19 protein-coding genes and 1 riboswitch are annotated in these 26,718 nt (G+C 62.1%); of the genes, 8 read left to right on the top strand and 11 right to left on the bottom strand.

Going from position 1 to position 26,718, the window contains the following annotated elements; translation table 11 throughout:
- Positions 1 to 89: 89 nt before the first annotated feature.
- Entirely contained in the window at positions 90 to 722 is a 633-nt protein-coding gene (msrA, locus tag LA321_RS14560) for a peptide-methionine (S)-S-oxide reductase MsrA (RefSeq protein ID WP_042071696.1), read from the bottom strand.
- Positions 723 to 991: 269 nt separating this feature from the next.
- Between msrA and argA the strand changes: the two genes are divergently transcribed.
- Both argA and lysC read left to right on the top strand, forming a co-directional pair.
- Positions 992 to 2,320, top strand: coding sequence for an amino-acid N-acetyltransferase (argA, locus tag LA321_RS14555; RefSeq protein WP_042071699.1), 1,329 nt, complete (start codon positions 992 to 994; stop codon positions 2,318 to 2,320).
- 107 nt (positions 2,321 to 2,427) lie between these two features.
- Positions 2,428 to 2,651: riboswitch (Lysine riboswitch) on the top strand.
- An 89-nt stretch (positions 2,652 to 2,740) separates the two neighbouring features.
- Positions 2,741 to 4,093: a lysine-sensitive aspartokinase 3 gene (gene lysC, locus LA321_RS14550; RefSeq protein WP_042071701.1), complete on the top strand. Its 1,353-nt coding sequence runs from the start codon at positions 2,741 to 2,743 to the stop codon at positions 4,091 to 4,093.
- Between the two features lie 65 nt (positions 4,094 to 4,158).
- Here the strand turns inward: lysC and LA321_RS14545 are convergent, their stop codons facing one another.
- Positions 4,159 to 5,244 carry a protein kinase family protein gene (locus tag LA321_RS14545; protein WP_042071704.1) on the bottom strand — a complete coding sequence of 362 codons (1,086 nt, stop codon included), beginning with the start codon at positions 5,242 to 5,244 and terminating at the stop codon, positions 4,159 to 4,161.
- A gap of 255 nt (positions 5,245 to 5,499) precedes the next feature.
- On the opposite strand from LA321_RS14545, the gene LA321_RS14540 reads away from it, so the two are divergent.
- Complete coding sequence (locus LA321_RS14540; protein WP_042071706.1) at positions 5,500 to 7,761, top strand: LTA synthase family protein; 2,262 nt, start codon at positions 5,500 to 5,502, stop codon at positions 7,759 to 7,761.
- A 94-nt stretch (positions 7,762 to 7,855) separates the two neighbouring features.
- On the opposite strand, the gene LA321_RS14535 is transcribed toward LA321_RS14540, so the two are convergent.
- The 8 genes from LA321_RS14535 to LA321_RS14500 all read right to left on the bottom strand — a co-directional run bounded on the left by LA321_RS14535 (position 7,856) and on the right by LA321_RS14500 (position 17,124).
- Complete coding sequence (locus LA321_RS14535; RefSeq protein ID WP_042025987.1) at positions 7,856 to 8,173, bottom strand: heavy metal-binding domain-containing protein; 318 nt, start codon at positions 8,171 to 8,173, stop codon at positions 7,856 to 7,858.
- A 133-nt stretch (positions 8,174 to 8,306) separates the two neighbouring features.
- On the bottom strand, positions 8,307 to 9,077 hold the full coding sequence (dedD, locus tag LA321_RS14530) for a cell division protein DedD (protein WP_042071708.1): 771 nt from the start codon (positions 9,075 to 9,077) through the stop codon (positions 8,307 to 8,309).
- A gap of 66 nt (positions 9,078 to 9,143) precedes the next feature.
- A complete protein-coding gene (folC, locus tag LA321_RS14525) occupies positions 9,144 to 10,403 on the bottom strand; it encodes a bifunctional tetrahydrofolate synthase/dihydrofolate synthase (RefSeq protein WP_042071710.1) in 1,260 nt (419 codons plus the stop codon).
- A gap of 2 nt (positions 10,404 to 10,405) precedes the next feature.
- Complete coding sequence (accD, locus tag LA321_RS14520) at positions 10,406 to 11,269, bottom strand: acetyl-CoA carboxylase, carboxyltransferase subunit beta (RefSeq protein ID WP_026458562.1); 864 nt, start codon at positions 11,267 to 11,269, stop codon at positions 10,406 to 10,408.
- A gap of 119 nt (positions 11,270 to 11,388) precedes the next feature.
- Positions 11,389 to 12,198: a tRNA pseudouridine(38-40) synthase TruA gene (gene truA, locus LA321_RS14515; RefSeq protein ID WP_042025983.1), complete on the bottom strand. Its 810-nt coding sequence runs from the start codon at positions 12,196 to 12,198 to the stop codon at positions 11,389 to 11,391.
- Positions 12,199 to 12,339: 141 nt separating this feature from the next.
- Positions 12,340 to 14,544, bottom strand: a complete 2,205-nt coding sequence (locus LA321_RS14510) for a FimV/HubP family polar landmark protein (RefSeq protein ID WP_042071712.1) — start codon at positions 14,542 to 14,544, stop codon at positions 12,340 to 12,342.
- Between the two features lie 287 nt (positions 14,545 to 14,831).
- Positions 14,832 to 15,848 (bottom strand): aspartate-semialdehyde dehydrogenase, encoded by a 1,017-nt coding sequence (locus LA321_RS14505; RefSeq protein WP_026458493.1) that lies wholly within the window; start codon positions 15,846 to 15,848, stop codon positions 14,832 to 14,834.
- A 154-nt stretch (positions 15,849 to 16,002) separates the two neighbouring features.
- Positions 16,003 to 17,124, bottom strand: a complete 1,122-nt coding sequence (locus tag LA321_RS14500) for a 4-phosphoerythronate dehydrogenase (RefSeq protein WP_042071714.1) — start codon at positions 17,122 to 17,124, stop codon at positions 16,003 to 16,005.
- A gap of 251 nt (positions 17,125 to 17,375) precedes the next feature.
- Between LA321_RS14500 and LA321_RS14495 the strand changes: the two genes are divergently transcribed.
- The 3 genes from LA321_RS14495 to LA321_RS14485 all read left to right on the top strand — a co-directional run bounded on the left by LA321_RS14495 (position 17,376) and on the right by LA321_RS14485 (position 20,433).
- Entirely contained in the window at positions 17,376 to 18,104 is a 729-nt protein-coding gene (locus LA321_RS14495; protein WP_042071719.1) for a phosphatase PAP2 family protein, read from the top strand.
- Between the two features lie 81 nt (positions 18,105 to 18,185).
- A complete protein-coding gene (rnt, locus tag LA321_RS14490) occupies positions 18,186 to 18,866 on the top strand; it encodes a ribonuclease T (RefSeq protein WP_042071721.1) in 681 nt (226 codons plus the stop codon).
- Between the two features lie 244 nt (positions 18,867 to 19,110).
- Positions 19,111 to 20,433: a Na+/H+ antiporter family protein gene (locus tag LA321_RS14485; RefSeq protein WP_042025976.1), complete on the top strand. Its 1,323-nt coding sequence runs from the start codon at positions 19,111 to 19,113 to the stop codon at positions 20,431 to 20,433.
- A gap of 376 nt (positions 20,434 to 20,809) precedes the next feature.
- On the opposite strand, the gene purL is transcribed toward LA321_RS14485, so the two are convergent.
- Positions 20,810 to 24,727, bottom strand: coding sequence for a phosphoribosylformylglycinamidine synthase (gene purL, locus LA321_RS14480; protein WP_042071723.1), 3,918 nt, complete (start codon positions 24,725 to 24,727; stop codon positions 20,810 to 20,812).
- A 149-nt stretch (positions 24,728 to 24,876) separates the two neighbouring features.
- Here purL and mltF point away from each other — a divergent pair, with 149 nt between their 5' ends.
- Together mltF and LA321_RS14470 are read left to right on the top strand one after the other, a co-directional pair.
- Complete coding sequence (mltF, locus tag LA321_RS14475) at positions 24,877 to 26,367, top strand: membrane-bound lytic murein transglycosylase MltF (protein ID WP_026456140.1); 1,491 nt, start codon at positions 24,877 to 24,879, stop codon at positions 26,365 to 26,367.
- 174 nt (positions 26,368 to 26,541) lie between these two features.
- On the top strand, positions 26,542 to 26,688 hold the full coding sequence (locus tag LA321_RS14470) for a hypothetical protein (RefSeq protein WP_167335329.1): 147 nt from the start codon (positions 26,542 to 26,544) through the stop codon (positions 26,686 to 26,688).
- Positions 26,689 to 26,718 lie beyond the last annotated feature (30 nt).

Here is a 26,718-nt window from a genome sequence, read left to right as displayed (position 1 = left end):
CGCTAATCAGTTAGTCAGCGGTCGTCGCAGTAAGTTCCAGACTTTGATCTTATATTTTTACTTTTTTTAAAAACCAGCTACCGCTTGCCTCAACGATTGAGCGACGGCGGCAGGCAAACCCCAATTCCCCCCAGTCCACAATAGCCATCCGGATTCTTCTCCAGGTACTGCTGGTGATAATCCTCGGCGTAATAGAAGGGAGCATAGGGCAGGATACGGGTGGTAATGGCGCGACTGTCGCCGCTGGCCACCATGGCCTGCTGGAACGCGGCCAGGCTCTGCTGGGCGATGGCCTGCTGGCTCTCGTCGGCATGGAAGATGACCGACCGGTACTGGGTACCGATATCGCCACCCTGGCGCATCCCCTGGGCCGGGTCATGCTGCTCCCAAAAGAGCTTGAGCAGGTCGCCGTAGCTAATCACCTTGGGATCAAACACCACCTGCACCGTTTCGGCGTGGCCGGTCAGGCCGCTGCACACCTCTTTATAGGTGGGATTGGGGGTCAACCCGCCCTGATAGCCGGCGGCGGTGGAATAGACTCCCGGCTGCTGCCAGAACAGACGCTCGACACCCCAGAAGCACCCCATGCCAAACCAGGCGATCTCCATCCCTTGAGGCCAGGGGCCCTGAGTCGGGTGACCGTTCACCGCGTGTTGCTGGCCAATCACCATCGCCTCGCGGCGGCCCGGCAGCGCATCTGCCGGCGAAATAATCTGTTCCATGAACCCTGTCCTTGTATAAAACCCTGTGTCATCGCACAGCTGACGAAAAGGAATATCGAAGATAACAGTTTATCGCCCCGGATCAACCAGAGCTCCCCTGCATAATCCAGTGATGGCTCACTCCCCTCCTCTACACCAGCCGCCAAGGCAGCTGAACAAGGGAAACAACGGTGGGACCAGAAATCCCACAAATCAATATTTAGTCTTGATTTGTGAATTTATTTTCATATATTGAGCGAATCGCTGTTTTTTTATGGAAGATCCCTCAAGTGCGTGAACGCGAACCCAGTCTGGTCAATGCTTTCCGGCAATCCACCCCCTACGTCAACGTGCATCGGGGTGCCACCTTTGTCTTGATGATCGGGGGCGAGGCCATCGCCCACCCCAACTTTGCCAATATCGTCAGCGATATCGCCCTGCTGCAGACCTTAGGCATACGCCTGGTGCTGGTGTTCGGTTCACGTCCGCAAAATGACGAGGCACTGGCCCGCGCCGGCATCGACGCCCAGTATCACAAGCGCACCCGGGTCACCGATGACGAGAGCTTCGCCCTCATCAAACAGGTGTGCGGCGGCCTGCAATACGACATCACGGCCCAGCTCTCCATGGGGCTGGCCAATACCCCCATGCAGGGGGCCCGCATCAGCGTGGTGAGCGGCAACTTCGTCACCGCCCAGCCGCTCGGGGTGGATGACGGCATCGATTTTTGCCACAGCGGCCGGGTACGCCGCATCGACGTGGAGGGGATCTCCCGCCAGCTGGATCAGAAAAGCCTGGTGCTTATCTCCCCCATCGGCTGCTCGGTCACCGGCGAGAGCTTTAACCTCAGCTCTGAAGAGGTGGCGCGCCGGGTGGCGGTTGATTTGAAAGCGGACAAGCTCATCTGTTTTAGCAGCACCCAAGGGGTGATGGACCGCCACGGCGAGGCCATCTCGGAGCTCTTCCCCGAGCAGGCCGAAGAGCTATTGGTGGAGCTGGAACAGGCGGGGGCCGAGATGTCCGGCACCGCCCGTTATCTGCGCGCGGCGATTGCCTCCTGCCGTGGCGGCGTACCCCGCTCCCACCTGGTGAGCTACAAGGAGGACGGCGCCATGTTGCAGGAGCTGTTCAGCCGCGACGGTCTCGGTACTCAGATAGTGCGCGAAAGCGCCGAACAGGCCCGCGCCGCCACCATAGAGGATATCGGCGGCATTCTCGACCTCATCCGCCCGCTGGAGGAGGAAGGGATCCTGGTACGCCGCTCCCGTGAGCAGCTGGAGATGGAGATCGACAAGTTCACCATCATAGATCGCGATGGTCTCATCATCGGCTGCGCCGCCCTCTACTGCTTCCACGAGGAAGCGATGGCCGAGATGGCCTGCGTCGCCATCCACCCCGACTACCGCAACTCCAATCGCGGGGATCAGCTGGTGGCCAAGGTGGCCGAGCGGGCCAAGCGGCTCGGGATCCGCAGCCTGTTCGTGCTCACCACCCGCTCCATCCACTGGTTCCGGGAACGGGGTTTCGAGCCGCTGGAGGTGGAAGAGCTGCCGGTGGCGCGCCAGCGCCTCTACAACTGGCAGCGCCGCTCCAAGGTTTTGTCAAAAAGCATTGCGTAACTTGTTGATTCTGCGTTTGGTTGAAGACTAATTTGAACTTTTTCACAAACTCGATTGACAGTGTAATCCAACGCAGGTTATTTCTAATTGTACTCCACCGCCACGGTGGAGCCAGAAGAGGAGCGCTGCCCAGGCAGCCCAAGGGAGGACGCCAGAGTCCGGTGAACTTGGGTCAGGGGGAGCAGCGCCGAGATGGACGAGGTAACTGGACGCCTCGCTGTCGGCTGCGGGGGCTGAATCCCCCGGGTTGTCATCGGTAGTGGTCATCCCCCACCGCGCTCTCACAGGGCGGGTACGGGATGGGCTCTGCGGATGGAGTGCTTCTGGCCGGGATAGCTTCGATCATTCCTGCCATTTTCAGCCTCCTCCTCTCTTTTTGCCCGATGGAACCGGATTTTTATATTAAGACAGGAGTACGCAATGAGCCCGATCAATGTCGCCAAGTTTGGCGGAACCAGTGTCGCCAACGCCGCGGCCATGAACAACTGCGCCGATATCGTGCTGGCCAACCCCGCCACCCGGGTGGTAGTGCTGAGCGCCAGCGCCGGCGTCACCAATCTCTTGGTAGCGCTGGCACAGGGCGAGCTGGATGAGGCGGGCCAGGAGACGCAACTGGGCAAGCTGGCGGAGATCCAGCACGCCATTTTGGCCGAGCTGGGCCATCCGGACGACGTGAGCGAGTTCATCCGGGCCCAGCTTGGCGAGATCCGCACCATGGCGCGCCAGGCCAGCCAGCAGACCGACGCCGAGCTGGCCGATCGCCTCATCGCCTGTGGTGAGCTCATCTCCACCCGCCTCTTTACCGAGCTGTTGCACCAGCGTGGCGTCAAGGCCCACTGGCAGGATGTGCGCCAGCTGATGCGCACCGACAGTCGCTTTGGCAAGGCCACCGTGGATATCGCTGCCACCCGCACCCTATGCCAGCAAGCCCTGGCCCCCATGCTCGGGGACACCCTCATCATCACCCAGGGCTTCATCGGCGCCGATGGCGACGGCCGCACCACCACCCTGGGTCGCGGCGGCTCCGATTACAGCGCAGCCCTGCTCGCCGAGGCGCTGGACGCTGGCAGCATAGAGATCTGGACCGACGTGCCCGGCATCTACACCACGGATCCGCGCCTCGTCACCCGTGCCCGTCCCATCCCGGAGATCAGCTTCGTCGAGGCGGCCGAGATGGCCACCTTCGGTGCCAAGGTGCTGCATCCGGCGACCCTGCAACCTGCGGTGCGCCAGAACATTCCGGTGTTTGTCGGCTCCAGCAAGGATCCGGCGGCGGGAGGTACCTGGATCCGCTCCAGCACGGATTCGAGCCCGCTGTTTCGCGCCGTGGCCCTGCGCCGCAACCAGGTGCTGGTGACCCTGCACAGCCTCAACATGTTCCACGCCTATGGCTTTCTGGCCGAGGTGTTCGGCATCCTGGCCCGCCACCGCATCTCGGTGGATCTCATCACCACCTCGGAGGTGAGCGTGTCGCTCACCCTGGATCACACCGGCAGCCAGAGCAACGGCGAGCCGGTCTTGAGTGACAAGGTGCTGGCGGAGCTGGGGCAGCTGTGCAAGGTGGAAGTGGAGACGGGGCTTGCGCTGGTGGCCCTCATCGGCAACCGCATGAGCGAGGTGAACGGGGTTGGCAGCCAGGTCTTCTCGACCCTGCGGGATCACAACATCCGGATGATCTGTTACGGCGCCAGCGCCCACAACCTCTGCTTCCTGGTACAGGAGTCGGACGCCGGCAACATAGTCAACTGCCTCCATCAGGAGCTGCTGGATTAAGCAGCTTCCATAGCAGAGGGCACCCCGGGGTGCCCTCTTTTTTTGCCTTCACGGTTGACCCTGTTTCAGGCCGGCGTCGCCACCGGCAGCTGGCAGGCCATGGCCTCGCGGCGCTGTCGCTGCAAGCGCGCCAGCATGTCATCCTGGCTGGTGCCCTCCTCCTGCCCAGGCAGGTTATCCACCAGCAGGGGATAGTGATCGGTGATCGCCTGCTCCAGCCAGTCGAGGCGGCGCAGGGTGAGCGGGCCGCAGCTCTGGCCGCTCAGATCGTCCGCTACATCGAGCTTGTGGCTGCGATACATGTCGCGCCACCAGTTGGCGGCAAGCGCCTCGTCACTGGCCAGCGCCGCGCTCCACTCCCCCTGCAGTGCATGCAGCCGCGCCAGCACGGGGGCGCTCGCCCCCTGGCGACCGAGATGGAGGATCTCCTGCTTCACCCAGGCAAGGCAGAGCTCGCGCCAGTAGCGAAACTGCGGCAAGGGATCGGGCTCATCGAGCCAGAGCCCGGAGAGGGTGCGGGTCTCCAGCCGTTCCGGCACATGAAACTGGGGGTCAACCAGCCCGTTGGAGTTGTATTCAAAGCGGGGATCGAAGGTCCACATGTAGCCAAAATCGAAGACGCTGATCTGCTCGCCGTCATCGAGCAGGTTGCCGGGGCTCGGATCCCAGTCAAACCAGCCCCAGCGGGCCAGCTCCCCCTCCACTTCCAGCATCTGGGCCAGATTGCGCTCATTGAGGCTATGCACCGGCACGCCACGCAGCCAGGGAGAGACCAAGACGCCGGCCCGGGCCGAGCCATAGCTGGTGCAGACCACGTGGGAGAGAATGGTGGGATGGAGCTCGCGCAGCGCTTCTATTTCCCGGCGGCGCTCCAGCTCGGTCAGAAAGGCGGTCTTGCCATCGAGATTGGCGACCAGTGAATCCTGGCGGCGCCGCTTCAGGCACCAGTGATGGCCATCGACCTTGAGGTGGAACACCTCGGCCGTCAGGCCATGGCGATAGACCTTGAGCACGGCGGGATGCGTCTCCTTGAGATTGACCAGTTGCCCCACGGGCAGCGGACAATCGCGCTCGCGCCCAATCCGCACCTCCTCCTTGCTCTCCAGCATGCGCAGCAATCTGGCCTGACGCGCCATCACTTTAGGATTCATATATGTACCTCTCAGCTCTATTGAGAGACTAAACAGCCCACTCTCCCCAAACCAGCGGCAAAACATCATGATGACGCTTTCATCACAGAATCCGTGCAGCCTCTCGATCAGGATCACAATTTGCAGGGATGTATCGTCACCCAATATTCATCAAGCCGTCATTAAATTGACAAGCAGGAACAAGGTCAGCACCATCGGGTCAAACAGTATGCGGATACACGCTTTCTCTCTCACTTGCTCAAAGGACGAGCTCATATGAACGTCTCCTCCTCAGGTCGCCCGACGGGCCGCATCCTGAGTCTGCCCACCCTGTTGCTCGCCCTGCTGTGCGCACTGCTGCTGTTTACCCTGGTGTTGCCCCTCATCAATCCGGGCAGCTGGCTCGGCCGTGGCCAACCGCTGGTGCTTGGGCCTGCCGATCAGCCGCTAGCCACCCTCACCCGCCACTCGCTGCTCTACAAGAGCGACAGCCGTGGCCTCTATCTGGTGGTGCGCAGTCAGTGGCAACTGCTCAAACCGCTGCAACCCGAGGACAGGGTGCGCGTCGAGCTACTCAATGACAAGGGGGAGCGGATCGACCAACTGAGCCAGCGGGTCGACAAGCGTCAGCGTTGCCGGCAGGCCCGCTGTACCCTGGATCTCAACAGTACCTTGCGGGCACCGGACGATGCCCTCGCCAGCCGCTATCAGCTGCGCATCGGCCTGTTGCTGGCAGACCGCCCCGAGAGCGCCGAGTTCAGCCAGATCCTGCAAACCCTGCCGGAACGGGGATTCAATCTCACCTATCTGTTCACCAGCCTGGTGCTGGTGCTGGCCTTAAGCGCCGTCGTGCTCAGGGTACTGATGCCCAGACTCAGGCGCAACATGCGCTGGCGAGTGCTCGGCAGCCTGCTGCTCGGCAACCTCACCTTCGTGCTGCTGCACGGCTTCGTGGTGTTCAAGCTGGGGGAATTTCTGCTCTGGTCCGGTTTTCGGCCGGAACACTACTATCTGGCCTGGGCCAGCATGGTGCTGGGTTGGGGCCTGTGCGCCCTGGCGGGGTTCAACCTCTATATGGGGCTGGTCTTCACCGCCCTCTCCGGCATCGGCCTCTTGGCCAACTTCATAAAGATTGCCATCTATGGGGTACCCCTTGGCGGTGATGACCTTGGCAACCTGCTGGCCTTGGTGCGGATCCTGCTCGATCAGCACCCGGTGCTGCCGATATTGGCCACTTTGCTGGCGCTGTTTCTGTGCTGGCGCTTCGCCCTGTCGCGCTGGGTGCTGCGTACCGCCGCCGCCACCGCCGCGTTTTTTGCCCTGTGCGTGTTTGCCACCCAGACCGGCAACAAGCTGCTGGGGGCCAACATTCGCTACGTGGACAGGGCGGTCAACTATCACAGGGACATCATCCGCTCCGGCCCCGGCCTCTATCTGTTCAACTTGGTGGACGAGATGCTGCAAAGCGGCAGCGTGTTCCGCTATCCGCTGCAGATCAACGAGCTGACGCCGCAATTGAGCCATCCTCCCCGGGGCATCGCGCCGCGCTGGGATCTGGTGATCGTGCTGCAATATGAATCACTGATGCTCGACTGGCAGGGGCGGATCTGCGCCCCGGCCCCCACCTTGAGCCTGCCCGCCAGCGTGCAGCAGTGGCACAAGACCATCCACTCCCCCACCACCGGTGGCATGACGGTGCTGGCGGAGTTCGAGATGAATACCGGGCTGCCGGTGGGCCTGCTCAAACAGGGGGTGGTGCCCTACTACTACCTCTCGGAGCAGGTGCCCGGGCTGGCCCAAAGCGCCAGGCAAAGCGGCTACAAGACCCTGTTCGCCCACCCCTATGTGGAGAAGTTCTGGGGCCGCGCCAAGGCCATTCCGGCCCTTGGCTACGAAGAGCGCTGGTTCGATACCCGCTTCACCACCCTGGAGCACAAGGGGCTCTATATCTCGGATGATGCGCTGATCGACCATCTGCTCAAACGCAGCGAACAAGGCAGCCAGCCCCTGTTTGCCTATGCGGTCACCATGCAGGGGCACGGCCCCTTTGATGGCCCCCGCTATCAGGGACAGGAACTCAATGGTGCCTGCCCGGCCCAGAGCGAGTCGGACAAACAGCTGCTCAACACCTACTACACCGGGGTGGTGGATGCCATGGCATCCCTGGAGCGGTTGATCAAAACGCTGGATCAATCGGGCAAGCGCTACCTGGTGGTGGCCTTTGGCGATCACCAGCCCTTCCTGATGTCGGCGGGCAAGGGCATTCACGGCGACAAGCCACCACGCGATGCCAGCTACCAGATCCCTATGATGGCCTTTGCCCGGGCCGACGACCCCCTGTCGCTGGCCCAGCAGTTCGCCCCGGTGCGCCAGCTCTACCAGATGGGCCAGGCCACCCGCCAGCTGCTGGCAGGGGATACAACCCCCATCGCCGACCGGCCCCTGCTCCACCCGGTACTGGGAGAAGAGAAGGGGTTCGAGGTCTCCCCCCTGGTGCCCCAGATCCGTGCCAGCTTCCGGCCAGACGCCTTGCCCTGAGTCTCCTTCAGCTGAATACACAAGAGGCCGCAGTTGCGGCCTCTTTCATAAAACGGCGATCTATTGCTCCGGCATTGACTGGAGCATCACTGGCTTACACCACCACGGCGGTACCGCTGATGCTGACCATCAGCATGCTGCCACTCTGGCCCACCACTTCGTAGTCGATGTCGATCCCGACCACGGCGTTGGCGCCGAGCGCCGCAGCGCGCTCCTTGAGCTCATCGAAGGCGATCTCCCGGGCCCGGGCCAGCTCCTTTTCATAGGCACCGGAGCGGCCGCCGATGATGTCGCGGATCCCGGCGAACAGATCCTTGAACACGTTGGCCCCGAGAATGGCTTCGCCAACCACGATGCCGCGGTATTCACGTATGCTCTTGCCTTCCAGGGTGGGGGTGGTGGAGAGGATCATCTTGTACTCCTGCAGGTAACGGAGGAGCCAGCCTACCCCAAGTGGCCGCAAATCCCAACCCGCACGCCAGCCGCACACTGGCGGATAAAAACACACCGCGCACGGGGCGCGGTGTGTTTGTCATTGGCCGGCGTTACGGATTGTAGGAAACGACCGAGCCACTGAGGCCCGTCATCTGGGCGATCCGTCCCTGCATCCCCTGCAGCTTGGCCTTGGAGACATCCGGACCGATAAAGACCCGGTTGAGCTGGCCCTGCACCGGCGTGCGCGGCGAGGTATGGGCCGAGTAGCCCGCCGCTCGCAACTTGCTCACCAGCGCATTGACGCTGTCGACATTCTTGAAAGCCCCGAGCTGGAGGATCCAGCTGCCCTGTGCCGGCGCGGGGGCTGGCCGGGTCGGCGTGTTCATCTTGCTCTCGATCAAATCGTCGAGGGATTTGATCTGGCCAGCCTGTGGCTTGGGCGGCGTCTTGACCACTTCGGCCGGTTTGGCAGGCTCGGGCTTGACCACCGGCTTGGGGGGCTCGACCGGTTTCTTGGCGACCACTTCGGGCTTGAGCTGGGGCTTGGGTTGCTCGACTTGCGGCGCAGGTGTGGTCGGCTGAGCGGCGCTGCCCTGCCCCTGATTGGCCAGGGTCATGGGATCGGCGATCTCCTCCACCTGCCACTGCTGGGCCGCCGAGGCCTGCTGCTGGCTGGCCTGATGCTCGGCAGGCAGGGTGCTGGCCGCAGAAACCTGCAGCTCGGGACGAGCGGGCTCCAGTTCCGGGCGCAGCGGGATCTTGGCGAATGCCTCCTCCTTTTGCGCCAGCTTCTGCCCATCCAGCAGATCCGGCAGGAAAATGACGACCAGGGCCACCAGGATGACGGTACCCACCAGACGGTTTTGAAACTTCGAGGCCAAGTTGACTCCTAGCTTTACTTAACTCGATACGCGGCAGGCCCCCGCAAGCGGGGGCAGGAGGCTGCCCTAGCGGGGGACCTGCGCCAAAATGTCGGCGACAGTGTAAAACGAACCAAACACAATGACCATATCATCCGGACTCGATGCAGCCAGGGCAGCCCGATAGGCGTCAACCACGGCATCATGAGTCTGTACCGGGCCCCTATCCTCCCCCAGCGCATCGCGCAGCTGGGTGGCACTGGCCGCCCGCGGCCCGGTGAGACTGGCCAGATGCCACTCGTCAATAAGGCCATCGAGTTCGGCGAGCGATCCCGCCATGTCCTTGTCTTTGAGCATGCCGACCACGGCCCGGCGCACGCCTTTGCATGGGATCTGGCGCAGCTGGCTGGCCAGATAGGCCGCCGAATGGGGATTGTGGGCCACATCGACGATGACCAGCGGCGCAGTTTGCAGCTGTTGCATCCGCCCAGCCAGGCGGGCATTCGCCAACCCTTCGCGGATGGCAGACTCCGGCAGCGGTAACCCAAGGGGTTCCAGCGCGGCCAGCACAGTCACCGCGTTCATCAGCGGCAGGGCCGGTTTGGGCAGATCGCACCAGTGGTTGAAACCGTGATAATCCCAACCGCTGTCGTGCTCATCACCACGAAAGTCGATGCCGACCTGACGCAAATTGGCGCCGATGCGCAGGGCTTCGCTGGCAATGGTGGCTGGCGGGTTGGGCTCACCGCTGATGGCGGGTTTGCCGGCGCGATACACCCCTGCCTTCTCCACCGCCACCGCCTCCCGGGTATCCCCCAGCCAGTCGCAGTGATCGAGCGCAATGGAGGTGATCAGGGCCACATCGGATTCCACCACATTGGTGGCATCGAGCCGGCCGCCCAGCCCCACTTCCAGCAGCAGTACGTCCGGCGCAGCGCGGCGAAACAGCCAGAGCCCAGCCAGGGTGGCAAACTCGAAGAAGGTGAGAGCCGTCTCGCCACGGGCCGCTTCCACCTCGGCAAACGCGGCGCAGTGATCGCTATCGGCCAGCTCTTCGCCGTTGATCCGCACCCGCTCGGTGAAACGCAACAGATGAGGGGAGGAGTAGACGCCGACCTTATAGCCCGCCGCCATCAGGATGCTGGCCGCCATGGCGCAGCTGGAGCCCTTGCCGTTGGTGCCCGCCACCGTGATCACCTTGAACGGCAGCTCGGTGAGCCCCATACGACGGGCGATGAGACCGACCCGATCCAGCCCCATGTCGATATTGACCGGGTGGATCTGCTCCAAATAAGAAAGCCAGTCGACCAGCGACCGGCTTTGGGATTGTTGCATGTTTGAGCTCATCTTTACTCTTCGATGACGTGCGTATTCATCAGTTTGGCAAGCAGGCTGGCCAGACGATTGCGCATCTCGCGACGGTCGATGATGAGATCGATAGCGCCCTTCTCCAGCAGGAACTCGGAGCGCTGGAAGCCTTCCGGCAATTTCTCGCGCACTGTCTGCTCGATGACTCGCGGACCGGCAAAGCCGATCAACGCCTTGGGTTCGCCCACGTTGACGTCACCCAGCATGGCGAGACTGGCGGAAACGCCACCCATGGTGGGGTCGGTCAATACCGAGATATAGGGCAGGCCCGCCTTGGAGAGGCGATCCAGCGCCGCGCTGGTCTTGGCCATCTGCATCAGGGAGAACAGAGCCTCCTGCATGCGGGCACCGCCGGAGGCGGAGAAGCAGACCAGGCCGCGACCATCCTTCAGGCACTCCTCGACGGCGCGCACGAAACGGGCACCGACCACGGAGGACATGGAGCCGCCGATGAAGGAGAATTCGAATGAACAGGCAACGACCGGCACTCCTTTGAGGGTCCCTTTCATTACCACCAGCGCATCTTTCTCTCCCGTCTCTTTCTGAGCGGCAGACAAACGATCCTTGTAGCGCTTGGAATCCTTGAATTTCAGTACGTCATGGGGCTCCAGCTCGGCACCGACTTCGGTCCGATCCTGCTCGTCGAGGAAGCTCTCGAGACGGGCACGGGCGCTGATGCGCATATGATGATCACACTTGGGGCACACTTCGAGGTTGCGCTCCAGTTCTGCCCGGTAGAGCACCTGTTCACAAGCACTGCACTTGGTCCACACCCCTTCCGGAATGTTGTGACGACGAGGGGCAGTGATCTTGCTCTTGGGAAGAATCTTCTCAAGCCAGCTCATGGAATTCCTTAATGCTTTTGTGCCTGACAACACGCATCGAGCCTTGGTTGTTCAATGACTTAATAGCTCGATGGCAACAAATGACGGGTCATTAAACCACAATTTTTCGGGCGCAGTTACTAAAAACTGGTCGTACCCGGTGCCGAGTCCGGCAGCCACAGCGGACCGAGCGGCACCCGCGGCAGGGCAAGCTCTGCCGGGTAATCCACGTCCACCAGATAGAGGCCACCGGCCTTGGCGGTCGGCCCGGCCAGGTTGCGATCTTTGGCCGCCAATACCTCGGCGATCCACTCCACAGGTTTGAGCCCCTGCCCCACCAGCAGCAGTGAACCTGTGATGTTGCGCACCATGTGGTGCAAGAAGGCGTTGGCGCGGATATCGAGCACCACATAGGGCCCCTGACGGCTGACGCACAGGTGGGTCACATTGCGCCACGGGGTCTTGGACTGACAACCGATGGCCCGAAACGAGCTGAAATCCTGCTCACCAAGCAGATACTGGCCGGCCTGGTGCATCAGCTCGGCATCAATGGTCTCGTGGTAGTGGCTGACGCCGCTACCGAGGATCGCCGGGCGATAGTTGTGGTTGTAGATGACATAACGGTAGCGGCGGGCGGTGGCGCTGAAGCGGGCGTGGAACTCCTCGTCCACCTCCTTGACCCAGCGCACGGCGATATCCGGCGGCAGGTTGGAGTTGAGCCCCAGGGTCCAGGCGGACTCGCTGCGGATCGCGTGGGTATCGAAGTGGATCACCTGACCGGTAGCATGGACACCGGCATCGGTTCGGCCCGCACACTGGATAGAGACCGGATGATTGGCGATGCGGCTGAGGGCTTTTTCCAGCTCTTCCTGCACGCTGATCACTTCGCGCTGACGCTGCCAGCCAAAATACCGGCTGCCGTCATATTCAATACCTAGGGCAATTCGCATGGATAAACTTGTCTTGTTGTAAAAGGACGGTGAAAGAAAACTGGCGGATTATACGCGCCTCGTCTCAAAAATCCCAAAAAGCCGAAAGAAAAGGGGCAGCCTGCCGGCTGCCCCTGTCGTCATTGTCTTGCAGGCGCTGGTCTAGCCAAGGCGCTTGAGCAGCTTCTCGGCTTCGGCGCGCTGGTGATCGCTTCCCTGCTCCACCGCCTCTTGCAGCAGCTCGCGGGCGCTATCCTTGTCGTCGATCTCGAGGTAGGCGCGGGCCAGATCCAGCTTGGCCCCCACGCCGCCATCGTCGGCGTCCACGTCAAACCCGGTGGACTCCGGCAACACTTCGGGGAAACCGTCCAGCCCCACGTCCAGGGAGAAGTTCTGGTAAGGCTCCTGCTCGGGCACACCGGCATCGGCTTCGGCCAGCAGCTTGTCAATCTCGACGTAGCCGTTCTCCTCGGCCTGCTCGCGCGGCTGCACATCGCTCGGATGAGACTCCACCTCGGTGAATGCATCTTCGAAATCGGCCAGTGCCAGTTCGTTGGGATCCCACTCCAGATCCGGTTTGGCATCCTGGGCACCGGTAGGCTCCAGACCAAGCTCGGCCAGCATCTCGTCGGCACTGCTGTCGGCGCTCAGTTCGATCGCCTCATCACCCTTCGCCTCTTCACTCTTCACCTCATCGGCGGGAGCGTCGAAGGCACTCTCGAAATCGCTGAGATCGAAGCTTGCCAGCTCATCATCCGCCTCTTTATCGGTGGCGTGCTGGTTCAGTTCGGGTTCGATATCTGCGGCAAGATCGGCATCCAGCTCGGCAAACAGGGCCGCTTGCAGCTCCTCTTCGCTCATGATCTCGTCGGCGGCATCCGGCTTGGGATTGAACTCACCGGCCAGATCCATGGCGGGTTCACTGTCCAGCGCCACCGGTTCGTCATGCTCCAGATCGAGGTCGGGCACCAGATCCGGATCGCGGCTCGCACTCTGGGCCGGCATCCGCTCAGGCTCGAAGCCTTGCAGCTCCATCTCGCCCTCATCGCTGAACACCAGATCCACATCCGCTTTTTCCGGCTCGTCCGGTGCAAAGCCGTCCGGGGTGTTGAGATCCGGCACCACTGGGCGCACCGGTTCGTTGTCGGTCACATCGACGCTGAGCAGGTCGTCAAACTCGTTGCGATCCTGATCCATCATCATGGCGGTGGATTCGGAGAGGCTCTTCTCCTGCTCTTCCAGCTCGCGGCGGGCACGAGCACGCAACCACAGGGTCACCATCGCCAATACCAGCAAGACCGGCAGCAGGATGATCATGGCCAGGTTGAGCGGCGAAGAGAGCAAGTCCATCAGCCAGTTCTGCTTGGGTTCTGGTTCGGCCGCCACCGGCGGTACCGGTTTGGCCTTGAGTTCGGCAATCTCTTTTTGCAGTGCGGTCTGATCCTGCAACTGGGCCTTGAGGGTTTCCACCTCCTCGGTCAAGGATTGCAGACGCAGCTTGAGCCTGTGGTTCATCTCGGTCATCTGGCCGAGCTGGGCATTGGCATCTTCCAGCGCCAGCGCCATCTCGGTCGCCGGTTGGCCCACCGGCTTGTCGAGATCGGACGGCAACGGGGTCGGTGCCGTTTCGGCTGCCGCACTCGGGGCCGGGGCCACCGCCTCTTTCGGGGCGGGTTCGCTTACCTTGGCCACTTCCTGCGGTTGTGCCTTGGGTTCGACGACAGGTGCAGGAATGGGCGCCGGCTTGACGACCGGAGCGGGAGCCACAGGCGCTTTCACGGATTCGGGTTTGACCGGCTCAGGCTTGGCAGGGGCCGCCTTGGCCACCACGGGCTTGGCGGTATGAGCCTGCTTGTCAGCCAGATATTTGGGGCTCAGCCCCTTCCAGCTGGCGTTGTCACTGCGGAACTTGGCGCGGGCCTCGGCATCCGTGATGACACTCGCTTCTGCCGTAGTGGGCAGCAAGATGCGGGACCCCACCAGGATATGGTTGATGTTGCCATCGGCGAAGCTGCGAGGGTTTTTCTCGTAGATGGCAACCATGGTCTGGTAGACGCTGACCCGGCTGGAGGGGCGGTACTTGTTCGCCAGGCTCCAGAGGGTATCGGTCGGACGGATCGGGCCATAGCTGCCCGCATTGGCGGTGGCGACCTGACGAACCACGGGCTGGGCGGTGGCACGCACCGGTTGTGCCACGGGTCTTGCTGCCGGCTCGGCCTGCTGCTGGGTATTGACGGCAGGCGCTTCAGGCTGATCAGGGCCTTTCAGCTCGACAAAAAAAGGCGCGCGCGCAGGATCTTCGGCCTGGGCCGGGCCCAGCAGGCCCAGTGCGAGTAGCGTTGCCAACGTTATGCGGGAATGTCCCATATTCGTTCCTTCGTATGACGGCCCTATCACATTGAAAAATCTGGATAGTTACCCCAAAACAATCGGTTCAATATAAATCAGGCTTGCATCGCAAGCCAGCAGTCCGACACATTTAGCACCCAACTTGTTCCTGAGTGTAGGAAAAAACTTAATCAGTTGATATCACAACAGAATCTGGATGCAACGTAGTGCGGCCCCGGTCACACCCGGATCAGGTGCACCAGCGCCGGTATCGGGTGCCCAGGTACGCGGCGCTCCATGCCGCGTCCCCATACTGCCTTCAGCCCTTACAGATAGTCGCGCACCAGCAATTCGGCAATCTGTACGCTGTTGGTGGCGGCGCCCTTACGAACGTTATCGGCCACGATCCACATATTTACACCACAAGGGTGAGAAATATCCTGGCGGATCCGGCCCACCAGCACCTCATCCTTGCCGGTTGCGTCGCGCACCGGGGTCGGATAATCCTCTTCCTCGTCAAACAGGGTCACGCCGGGAGCATGGCGCAGCAGATCCTTGACCTGCTCGGCATCCAGCGGCTGGTGCAGCTCGACGTGGACCGCCTCGGCATGGCCGTAGAACACCGGCACCCGCACGCAGGTAGGGTTCACGGCGATGCTGGCATCCCCCAGGATCTTCTGGGTCTCCCATACCATCTTCATCTCTTCACGGGTGTAGCCATTGTCGGTGAAGCTGTCGATCTGCGGAATGAGGTTGAAGGCGATCTGCTGCGGATAGAGGCTCGGTTCCACCGGACGGCCGTTGAGCAGCTGCGCGGTCTGGCCGGCCAGCTCGCTCACCCCCTCCTTGCCGGAACCGGAGACGGACTGGTAGGTCGCCACGTTGATGCGGGCGATGCCCACCTCGTCGTGCAGGGGCTTGAGCGCCACCAGCATCTGGATGGTGGAGCAGTTCGGGTTGGCGATGATGTTGCGGTTGCGAAAATCCGCCAGGGCGTCCGGGTTCACTTCCGGGATCACCAGCGGAATATCTTCGTCGTAACGGAAGCAGGAGGTATTGTCGATGACGATGCAGCCGTGCTCGGCGGCAACCGGCGCCCACTTGGCGGATGCCTCGGCACCGGCGGAGAAAAGGGCGATCTGCACCTGGCTCCAGTCAAACTCCTCGACATCCTGGATCTCGAGGTTCTTGCCATCAAAGCGCACGGTTTCCCCGGCGCTGCGGCTGGAGGCCAGCGGATAGAGGGTCGCCACCGGGAACTCGCGCTCCTCCAGGATCTCGATCATCGCCTGACCCACGGCGCCGCTTGCGCCCAATACCGCTACGTTAAACTGCTGGCTCATTCTGTTCTCCTCTAGAAAGGTGCGATGGCGCCGACAGGCGCCATGGTCGGCAGACTGATGTCTGCCTGAAACGTCCGAACCGGTGCAAGGAACTCGGCACCGGTTCGGTAATAACTTGGCAATCACGCGCGAATGGCCGCTTTGGGCCACCCGATCAGGGCCGGGAGATATCGAATCCCAAGGCCCCCAACGCCGCGCTGGCATGCTCCCCCCCGATCTGCAGGGAGGATAGTTCACGGCGCTCCGGGTAGTGCTTGCGCTGGGCATCGAAACTGCCGGGCTGCCCCAGCCGGTTGCGAAAACGGGCATCATCGCGGCGCACGTCATAAATAAGGTGCACCAGCTGCTTGATCAACGCCTGATCCGGCGCCCGGCCCGGCTCGACCAGCCGCACATCGGGCGGCGGCAGGAGGCGGCGCAGATCCTGGCGCGGCTCGCGCCCCAGCTGGCGGCAGAGCGCCTCATAGAGCATCCAGGTGCCACGGGCCTTGCCCTCCAGGCTATAGCCCGCAATATGGGGCGTGGCGATCTCGGTATGAGGCACCAGCGCCTGCAACGGCTCGGGCTCCCCTTCCCACACATCCATTACCAGCCGCAGTGGTTCAGGCCCCTGTTGGCGGGCAAGCAGCGCCCGGTTGTCCCACACCTCGCCGCGGGAGGCGTTGATAAGGATCTGGCCGGCGGGCCGCCTGGCAATCTCCTGCGCCCCCAGCAGATGGAAGGTGGCATCCGGCCCCTCGCGGGTGATGGGCACGTGGAAGCTGATGATATCGGCGCCAAGGGCGCTCTGGTAATCTACATACTCCCCCGCCGCGCCACTGCGGGCCTTGGGCGGATCACAGCGCAGCACCTTCATGCCGAGCGCCTCGGCCTTGCCGGCCACGCACTCACCCGTGTTGCCGGCACCGATCACCGCCAGGGTCAGGTTGGCGAGCACCAGCTCGTAGCGCTCGGCCAGCACCAGCAAGGCACTCAGCACATAGTCACCGACCGAATACTTGTTGCAGCCGGGGGCACTGAAAAAGGGGATGTGGCGACTCGCCAGGAGCGCCTTGTCCACATGATCCGTCCCTATGGTGGCGGTACCGACGAAGCGCAATTTGGGACAATTCGTCAGCAGGGTAGCATCGACCCGGGTGACGGAGCGCACCAGGAGGACGTCGGCATCCTGCAGATCCTGCGCCTGCATCTGCCGCCCTGGCAGGGGGACGACCTCACCGAATTCGGCAAACAGCTCCACGGCGTGGGGCATATTCTCATCAACGACTATTTTCATCGGGCTCTCTTTGGTCAATACCGCCAGCGCGCGCCATTCTAGCCCAAAGCCCATCAGTATTTCAGCCCGTTACGCAATAACAGTGCCAGCACGTCCCGATTTCAGCGCTGCGGTACACACAACAACCAGATGGAGGGTGCTATGTGGCCGATTGTGTAAGCAGAGGTAACAAGGAGGCGGCAGACTTTGCCCTCCAGGTTGCCCGCTGGCACAATGACCCTCTTTTGCCATCGCCCTCGTCTCTTTTCTTTATGTCGCCACAGCTTCACGCCACCGCTCTCACTCGCCGTCAGGTAGCCGGTTTCAGCGCCCTGCTGATCCTCCCCCTGCTGCTGCTCGCCTGCCTGCCCTGGCAACCTTTTGTCCCCGCGCTGCTGCATGGGGACGGGCTATGGTGGCTCTACGCCCTTACCCGCACGGTCGATCTCCCCGGTATCGCTGTAACGACGGTGATCTTGCTGCTGCTGACCCGCCACAAGCTCAAGCTGGATCACGCCGCCTTTGTGGCCCTCGCCGGCGCCCTGTTTGCCCTGCTGGCCTGTGACTGGCTCCTCAAGAGCCTCATCAAGCACCTGACCGAGGAGCCCAGGCCCTATCTGCTCTGGCTCGAGAGCCAATCCCTCATCCCGGCGATCAAGACCTTCTACGCCAGTGCCACCGAGCTGCGCAGCGAACAGGTCCATGCCGCCAGCCAGTTGCTGGCCCTGCCCGACTGGCTGAGTCATCACTGGCAGGCGGAGGTGAACTACGCCTTCCCCTCCGGCCACAGCATCGCCGCCATCGCGCTGGCGCAGTTTTTCGGCCTGATCTGGCTGGCCCGTGCCTCCGGGGGAGTCTGGCTGCTCCCCCTGTGGGCACTGGGAATTGGTCTGTCTCGGATGCTGCTCGGCATGCACTGGCCCATTGACGTGCTGGCCAGCGCCCTGCTTGGCGCCTTCACCGCCCTCATTGCGGCGCGCTGGTGGCTGCGCCGCTACTAGGTCGCCCCCTTGGCCAGACGGGGGGACAAGCACCGGCTTTTTTGCCATAATGCCGCCCTGTTTTAAGCCGACCGAGATCCCATGACCGACGCAGTTCATACCCTCAAGGGCCGTTTTCGTGGTTTTTACCCCGTCGTCATCGATGTTGAGACCGCAGGTTTCAATGCCAAAACCGATGCCCTGCTCGAAATCGCCGCCTATACCCTGAAAATGGATGAGCAGGGCTGGCTCGTGCCCGACCAAATCTTCCACTTTCATGTCGAGCCGTTCGAAGGGGCCAATCTGGAGAAGGCCGCGCTGGAGTTCACCGGCATCGACCCCTACAACCCGCTGCGCGGGGCCGTCTCAGAGAAAGAGGCGCTGACCGAGATCTTCAAGGGCATTCGCAAGGGGATGAAGGAGCAAGATTGCGGCCGCGCCATCATAGTGGCCCACAACGCCACCTTCGATCATGGCTTCGTCATGGCCGCCGCCGAGCGGGCCGGGCTCAAGCGCAATCCGTTCCACCCGTTTGCCACCTTCGATACCGCCGCCCTGTCCGGGCTGGCCCTCGGTCAGACGGTGCTGGCCAAGGCGTGTCAGGCGGCCCGCATCCCGTTTGACAACAAAGAGGCCCACTCCGCCCTCTATGACACGGAGCGCACCACGGATCTGTTCTGCCATATCGTCAACCGCTGGAAGAGCATGGGGGGCTGGCCTCCCGCCCTGGTGGACGAAGAGACCACCGATGCCCCTGCCAACGACGATGCGCAGGAGGCATAAACCAAAGGCTGCCATGGGCAGCCTTTTTGCTTTTTGGCCATGAGGCCGGAACCTCTTCCTGGCCCCATTCTGACCAGCATAGAGATGAACCGCGGAGATAAATCCCGTACAGGATCAACTTTGTGCCAGATGTCGCTACCGGATGGCCCTCTCTCCTGATTTTTTTCTCGACATTTGTCACATTTTTCGCAAACTAGCTCTCTTTCATATGACAGACAGCAATCACAAACTATAAGGAAATCAAATGAATCCTGTTGTTGTCGCAGTGGGGCTGATGCTGGTGCTCAGCCTGCTGCGGATCAATGTGGTGGTCTCCCTCGCTCTGGGCGCCATCGCCGGCGGCCTGGTCGGCGGGCTCTCGCTGACCGACACCCTCAGCACCTTCAGCGGTGGCCTGGGTGGCGGTGCCGAAATCGCCCTCTCCTACGCCATGCTGGGCGCCTTCGCCGTCGCCATCTCCCGCTCCGGGATCACCGACCTGCTGGCCCGCAAGGTGATCAGCCAACTGGGCAAGGATGCCAGCAGCTCCCGTATCCTCTGGGTCAAGGCTCTGCTGCTTTGCTCCATCCTGGCCGTCGCCATCTCTTCCCAGAACCTGATCCCGGTTCATATCGCCTTTATTCCGATCCTGATCCCGCCCCTGTTGCACGTGATGGCACAGATGCGGATCGACCGTCGCCAGGTAGCTTGCGTCATCACCTTCGGCCTGACCGCGACCTATATGCTGTTGCCGGTCGGCTTTGGCGGCATCTTCCTGAACAACATTCTGGCCAAGAACCTGATCGACAACGGCGTCGCCATCACCACCAGCCAGATCCCGATGGCCATGGCCATCCCGGTCGGCGGCATGGTGCTGGGTCTGCTGGTGGCCGTCTTTATCAGCTACCGCAAGCCCCGTCAGTATGATCTGGCCAAGATCCTGGATGCCGAGCCGGAAGCCGTCGAGCTCAACCTCACCCACATCTGGGTTGCCTTGCTTGCCATCGCCGTGGCCCTCGGCCTGCAGCTGATGACCAACAGCATCGTCCTGGGTGCCCTGGCCGGTTTCGTCATCTTCACCTGTGGTGGCGTCATCAAATTCCGTGAGAGCCAGGATGCCTTCACCCAGGGGGTGCGCATGATGTCGCTGATTGGCTTCATCATGATCTCCGCCGCCGGTTTTGCCGCCGTGATGAAGGCCACCCACGGGGTCGAAAGCCTGGTGCAGGTCGTTGCCTCCAGCATTGGCCAGCACAAAGGGATTGCCGCCTTCCTGATGCTGCTGGTGGGTCTGCTTATCACCATGGGGATCGGATCCTCCTTCTCCACCGTGCCCATTATCGCCACCATTTATGTGCCCCTCTGCCTGCAGCTGGGCTTCTCCCCCATGGCGATCATCGCCCTGGTCGGGACTGCCGGCGCACTGGGAGACGCTGGCTCCCCCGCCTCGGACTCCACCCTGGGCCCGACCTCGGGCCTCAATGCCGATGGCCAGCACGACCATATCTGGGACAGCGTGGTGCCCACCTTTATCCACTACAATATCCCGCTCATCATCTTCGGCTGGATTGCCGCCATGGTGCTCTAAGCGCGAGATATCCGGCTGGATAAAGAGCTGCAAAAGGCGACCTAGGGTCGCCTTTTTACTGCCTGCCGCCGACTACTAATGGAAGAGTGCTCGCACACTCAGGCTTTGCCTCATGTCAGGGGAACAGACAAGCTGGCCCCCCGCATCTCTTTATATTCCTCTTCTCTTGTTTCTCATGTCGCTCGCTCGTTGAGGTCACAAGCACCCCTTCTCCTTATTCCCTTTCTTGCCATTGCCAGAGCGGCAACAACCACAGGGTAAATCCGTTGCCAACAAGGCACTCTCAATCCCGCACTACCAGCCTTACAGCAGGCTCACCCAACAGGATAAAAAAAGGCCGCTCATTGAGCGGCCTTTTGGATGGGTTGTGTAGAGATTAACCCAGACGAACCCGGGCATTGCGGAACATCCGCATCCAGGCGCCATCCTCTCCCCAGTTGTCCGGGTGCCAGGAGTTGGCCACGGTGCGGAACACCCGCTCCGGGTGCGGCATCATGATGGTGGCGCGACCATCCGTGGTGGTCACGGCGGTGATGCCGTCCGGCGAGCCGTTCGGGTTGGCCGGGTACTGCTCGGTCACCTGACCACGGTTATCCACAAAACGCAGCCCCACCAGACCGCTGGCTTGCAGCGCCGCCAGGTGGGCGGCATCGCGCACCTCCACTCGCCCTTCCCCGTGGGAGACGGCGATCGGCATCATGGAACCCGCCATGCCGGCGAAGAAGGCGGACGGGGAGTCCTGCACTTCCACCAGGCTAAAGCGGGCCTCGAAACGCTCGGAGCAGTTGCGCACGAAGCGCGGCCAGAGATCGGCGCCCGGGATCAGCTCGCGCAGGTTGGACATCATCTGACAGCCGTTGCACACACCGAGCGACAGAGTATCGCCGCGCTCGAAGAAGCGCTGGAACTGCTCGCGGGCGCCATCGTTGAACAAGATGGACTTGGCCCAGCCCTCGCCCGCCCCCAGCACGTCGCCGTAGGAGAAGCCCCCACAGGCCACCAGGGTCTGGAACTGCTCCAACTTGATACGACCGGAGAGGATATCGCTCATATGCACGTCGACGGCGGTGAAGCCGGCGCGGTCAAACGCCGCCGCCATCTCCACGTGGGAGTTGACCCCCTGCTCGCGCAGCACCGCCAGACGGGGAGATGCTCCCTTGGCGATATAGGGCGCCGCCACATCTTCGGCTGGGTTGTAGGTCAGCCTGGCCTGCATGCCCGGATCGGTGGCGTCCTGACGGGCGGCGTGCTCCTGATCCGCGCACTCGGGGTTATCGCGCAGGCGCTGCATCTGCCAGCTGGTCTCGCCCCAGATGGTGCGAAGGGCAGTGCGGCTGGCGCGATAAACCTCTTCACCGGCCCGTTGCAGGGTGATGAGGTCTCCCTCACGCACCGTGCCGAGCACATGGGAGCAGGCGGCCAGACCGTGGCCGGCCAAGAGCGTCATCACCGCTTCCTTGTCTTCACGGCGCACCTGGATGACGGCCCCCAGCTCCTCGTTGAACAGGGCCGGCAGCAGGTCGCCGCCGACGCGATCCAGTTGCAGGTCGAGGCCGCAGTGACCGGCGAAGGCCATCTCCACCAGAGTGACGAACAGGCCGCCATCGGAGCGGTCGTGGTAGGCGATCAGCTTGCGATCGGCCACCAGCGCCTGGATGGCGTTGAAGAAGCCCTTGAGCTGAACCGGGTTGTCCAGATCCGGCGCCTTGTCACCCAGCTGGCGATAGACCTGGGCCAGGGCGGAGGCGCCGAGGCGCTGCTTGCCGTTGCCAAGGTCGATCAGGATAAGGTCGGTCTCACCAAGATCGCTGCGCAGTTGCGGGGTGACTGTGTTGCGCACGTCCTCGACCCGGGCAAAGGCCGAGATGAGCAGGGAGAGCGGCGAGGTGACGCTTTGCTCCTTGCCATCCTGCTGCCAGCGGGTCTTCATGGACATGGAGTCCTTGCCCACCGGAATGGTGATACCAAGGGCCGGGCAGAGCTCCTCGCCCACCGCCTTGACCGCCTCGTAGAGACCGGCATCTTCCCCCGGGTGACCGGCAGCGGCCATCCAGTTGGCGGAGAGCTTGACCCGCTTCAGCGATCCGATGTGGGCCGGCGCCAGGTTAGTGAGCGCCTCGGCCACCGCCATACGGGCAGAAGCCGCATGAGACAGCAGCGCCACCGGGGTGCGCTCGCCCATGGACATGGCTTCGCCGTGATAGCTGTCGTAGGTAGCGGCGGTGACGGCGCAATCGGCCACCGGGATCTGCCAGGGACCGACCATCTGGTCGCGGTTGACCAGACCGGTCACGGTGCGATCGCCGATGGTGATGAGGAAGGATTTTTCCGCCACGGTGGGCAGACGCAATACCCGTTCGGCGGCCTCGCTCAGAGTGATGCCATCCAGTTGCAGTGGTTTGCCCTGCGCCGGCAGGCTCTCTACCTCACGGTGCATCTTGGGGGTCTTGCCCAGCAGCACGTCCAGCGGCAGATCGATGGGGTGGTTGTCAAAGTGATCATCAGAGAGAGTGAGATGCTTCTCTTCGGTGGCGGTACCGATGACGGCATAGGGTGCACGCTCGCGCTCGCACAGCGCCTTGAACAGCGGCAGCTTGTCCTGGGCGACGGCCAGTACGTAACGCTCCTGGGATTCGTTGCACCAGATCTCCAGCGGGCTCATGCCCGGCTCGTCATTCGGGATGGCACGCAAATCGAAACGGCCCCCGCGATCGCCGTCGCTCACCAGCTCCGGCATGGCGTTGGAGAGGCCGCCGGCGCCCACGTCGTGAATAAAGACGATGGGGTTGTCGTCCCCCAGTTGCCAGCAGCGATCGATCACCTCCTGGCAGCGGCGCTCCATCTCCGGGTTGTCACGCTGCACCGAGGCAAAGTCGAGATCCTCGGCGGACTGACCGGAGGCCATGGAGGATGCCGCGCCGCCGCCCAGACCGATGTTCATGGCCGGTCCCCCCAGCACGATGAGGGCCGCGCCCACCGGGATCTCCCCTTTCTGGACGTGCTCGGTACGGATGTTGCCGATGCCGCCCGCCAGCATGATGGGCTTGTGGTAGCCACGCACCTCGACGCCGTTGTGGCTCGGCACCTCCTCTTCGAAGGTACGGAAGTAACCGAGAATGGCCGGACGGCCGAACTCGTTGTTAAACGCCGCCCCGCCAAGCGGCCCTTCCTGCATGATGTCAAAGGCGCTGACGATGCGGCTCGGTTTGCCGAAGTCCTGCTCCCAGGGCTGCTCGAAGCCGGGGATACGCAGGTTGGAGACGGAGAAGCCCACCAGACCCGCCTTGGGCTTGGCGCCGCGCCCGGTGGCACCCTCGTCGCGAATTTCGCCGCCAGAACCGGTGGCAGCTCCCGGGAACGGAGAGATGGCGGTCGGGTGGTTGTGGGTCTCCACCTTCATCAGGATGTCGACCTGCTCCTGGTGGTACTGGTACTCACCGTTGGCCGGGCTTGGGAAGAAGCGGCCGGCCTGGCTCCCTTCCATCACGGCGGCGTTGTCTTTATAAGCAGACAGGACATGATCCGGCGTCTGCTCGAAGGTGTTCTTGATCATCTTGAACAGCGACTTGGACTGCTGCTCACCGTCTATGGTCCAGTCGGCGTTGAAGATCTTGTGGCGGCAGTGCTCCGAGTTTGCCTGGGCAAACATGTAGAGCTCGATGTCGTTGGGGTTGCGGCCAAGCCTGGTGAAGTTCTCCACCAGATAGTCGATTTCGTCATCGGCCAACGCCAGACCCAGGGCCACGTTGGCCTCCACCAGGGCGGCGCGGCCACCGGCCAGCACGTCCACCTGGGTGAAGGGGCGCGGCTCGTGATGGGCAAACAGGGCAGCTGCCTGCTCCATCTCGCCAAACACCACTTCCATCATGCGATCGTGCAGCACGGCCGCCACCTCGGCTCGCTGGGCGGCGCTCAGTTCACCCTTGGCCTGCACGTAATAGGCGATGCCGCGCTCGAGCCGCTTGACCTGGGTCAGGCCGCAGTTGTGGGCGATGTCGGTTGCTTTGGAAGACCAGGGGGAGATAGTGCCGGGGCGGGGGGTAACGAGAAACAGCTGACCGCTGGGGGTGTGTTCGGGGATGGTAGGGCCGTAGCGCAGCAGCTGGCCCAAGGTCGCTCGCTCGGGGGGCGACAGCGGGCTGGTCAGCTCGGCAAAGTGCACATATTCGGCATAGATCCCTTCTATCTCTACTCCTCTCTCCGGTTCACTCTCTGCCGCTATCTGCGCGAAGCGTTGCAGCAGTTTTTGGACTCGAAACTCAGACAGTGCAGGGGCACCACGCAAGATATCCATATGACCTTTCTCACCAAGTTTTAAAGTGGGGGGGAATTGAGACGCGCGTATTATAGGGATCTGGCTCACAGCGGACAAACGTTTTTCTAATTTGATGCAGTGTGACTCGACGCACACTCTCTGGTATAAAGGTGCCTCTTTTTTGACAAATGCCGATTTTTTCAACAAAGGTACTCACCTACTTGCGCTGCATTTTTCGACTGTTTATCGGGTTGATGTTGACGCTGGCCCTGGGTGGCTGTGACTTCTATACCCCCTCCAGCCAGCTGGAGCAGATCCGCCAACGGGGCGAGATCCGAGTTGGCACCCTCTACGGCCCCACCTCCTATTACCAACGGGACGATATCGCCCAGGGCTTCGATTACGAACTGGCCAAAAACTATGCCGACTGGCTGGGGGTCAAGCTCACCATAGTGCCGGTCAACACCGCCGACGAGCTGGTAGCCCTGCTGCAAAAAGACAAGCTGGATCTCGCCGCCGCCGCCATCATGGTCACCCCGGAGCGGCGCGCACTGCTGCGCTTTGGCCCCGGCTTTTATCAGGTCTCCCCCAAGCTGGTTTATCGCAACGGCAAGCCCAAGCCTGCTTCCCTGAACGACATCAAGGGCAAGCTGGTGGTGGCCGCAGGCTCCAGCGGCGAAGATTTGCTCAAAGAGCTCAGCAAGGACTATCCCAACCTCAACTGGAGCACCCGCACCGATGCCGACGTGGAAGATCTGCTCAAACAGGTCGTAAAAGAAGAGATCGACTACACGATAGTGCAGGATACCGTGCTGGCTCGCACCCAGCGCTACTACCCCGAACTCACCGATGGCCTGACCCTGGCCCAACAGCAGACCGTGGCCTGGGCCATGACCAAGCTGCCCGATGACAGCCTCTATGCCAGCGTCATCGACTTCTTCGGCCAGCGTTTCATGGATGGCGCCATCGCCAAGCTGGACGAGAAGTACTTCGGCCACGTGCAGAACTTCGACTTCGTCGATACCCGCACCTTCCTGAAGCGCGCCAAGAGCCTGTTGCCGAAATACCAGCCTCTGTTCCAGGCCTATGCCAAGAACATCGACTGGCGTCTGCTGGCGGCCATCAGCTACCAGGAATCCCACTGGGATCCCCAGGCCCGCTCCTATACCGGGGTGCGCGGCATGATGATGCTGACCGAACCCACCGCCAAGGCGATGGGGGTCAACGACCGGACCCATCCGGAGGAGAGCATCAAGGGGGGCGCCCTCTATCTGCAGCACATGATGGAGAAGGTGCCCGACTCTGTGCCCGAGGATGAGAAGGTGTGGTTTGCCCTCACTGCCTACAACATCGGCTACGGCCACATGATGGATGCCCGTCGCCTGACCAAGGAACTCGGCAAGAACCCGGATGCCTGGGGCGACGTGAAAGAGGTGTTGCCGCTGCTGCAGCAGGCGCGCTGGCATCGCAAGGTGCGCTATGGCTATGCCCGTGGCGGCGAGGCGCGTAACTACGTCAACAACGTGCGCCAGTATTACCAGAGCCTTCTATGGCTCGACAACGAACAGCAGAAGGATCAGCAGCGGGAAAGTCTCGATCGGGATGACGACAGTCCGTCAGAACCGGTAGAGCGGCCGACCATCATCGCCGAGGTAGTGAGCCGGATCACCCAGAGTTAACCTGCTGATCCCGCTGTTTTCGGCCAAATTTCTCTGCTACCATCTGATCACATCGGAGCCTATCTGAAATCGCATTGTTTTTCATAGCGTTGAGATATGCACTAACAGCAATTTCCGATGGGCTCCGCCAATGACCCAAGGCCGGGATGGCCACCCAATTGGGAGGAGACCAAGATGCAAAAACGTAGAAAAATCAGTCTGGTCAGAAAAGCAAAGAGCAGCTGGAGCCCCAGACGCAAACTCAAGCTTAATGACATGAAGCGCAAGATATGGCGCAGAAACCGCTCATTTACCCTGCTCATCGCTGAGCACACAGCATAAACCCGGCATTTGCCGGGTTTTTTTATCGCT

This window comes from Aeromonas enteropelogenes (assembly GCF_020097295.1).
Taxonomy (GTDB): Bacteria; Pseudomonadota; Gammaproteobacteria; order Enterobacterales; family Aeromonadaceae; genus Aeromonas; species Aeromonas enteropelogenes.
Note: the sequence above shows the minus strand (reverse complement) of the source record. Positions and strands in the feature narration are given on the sequence as shown.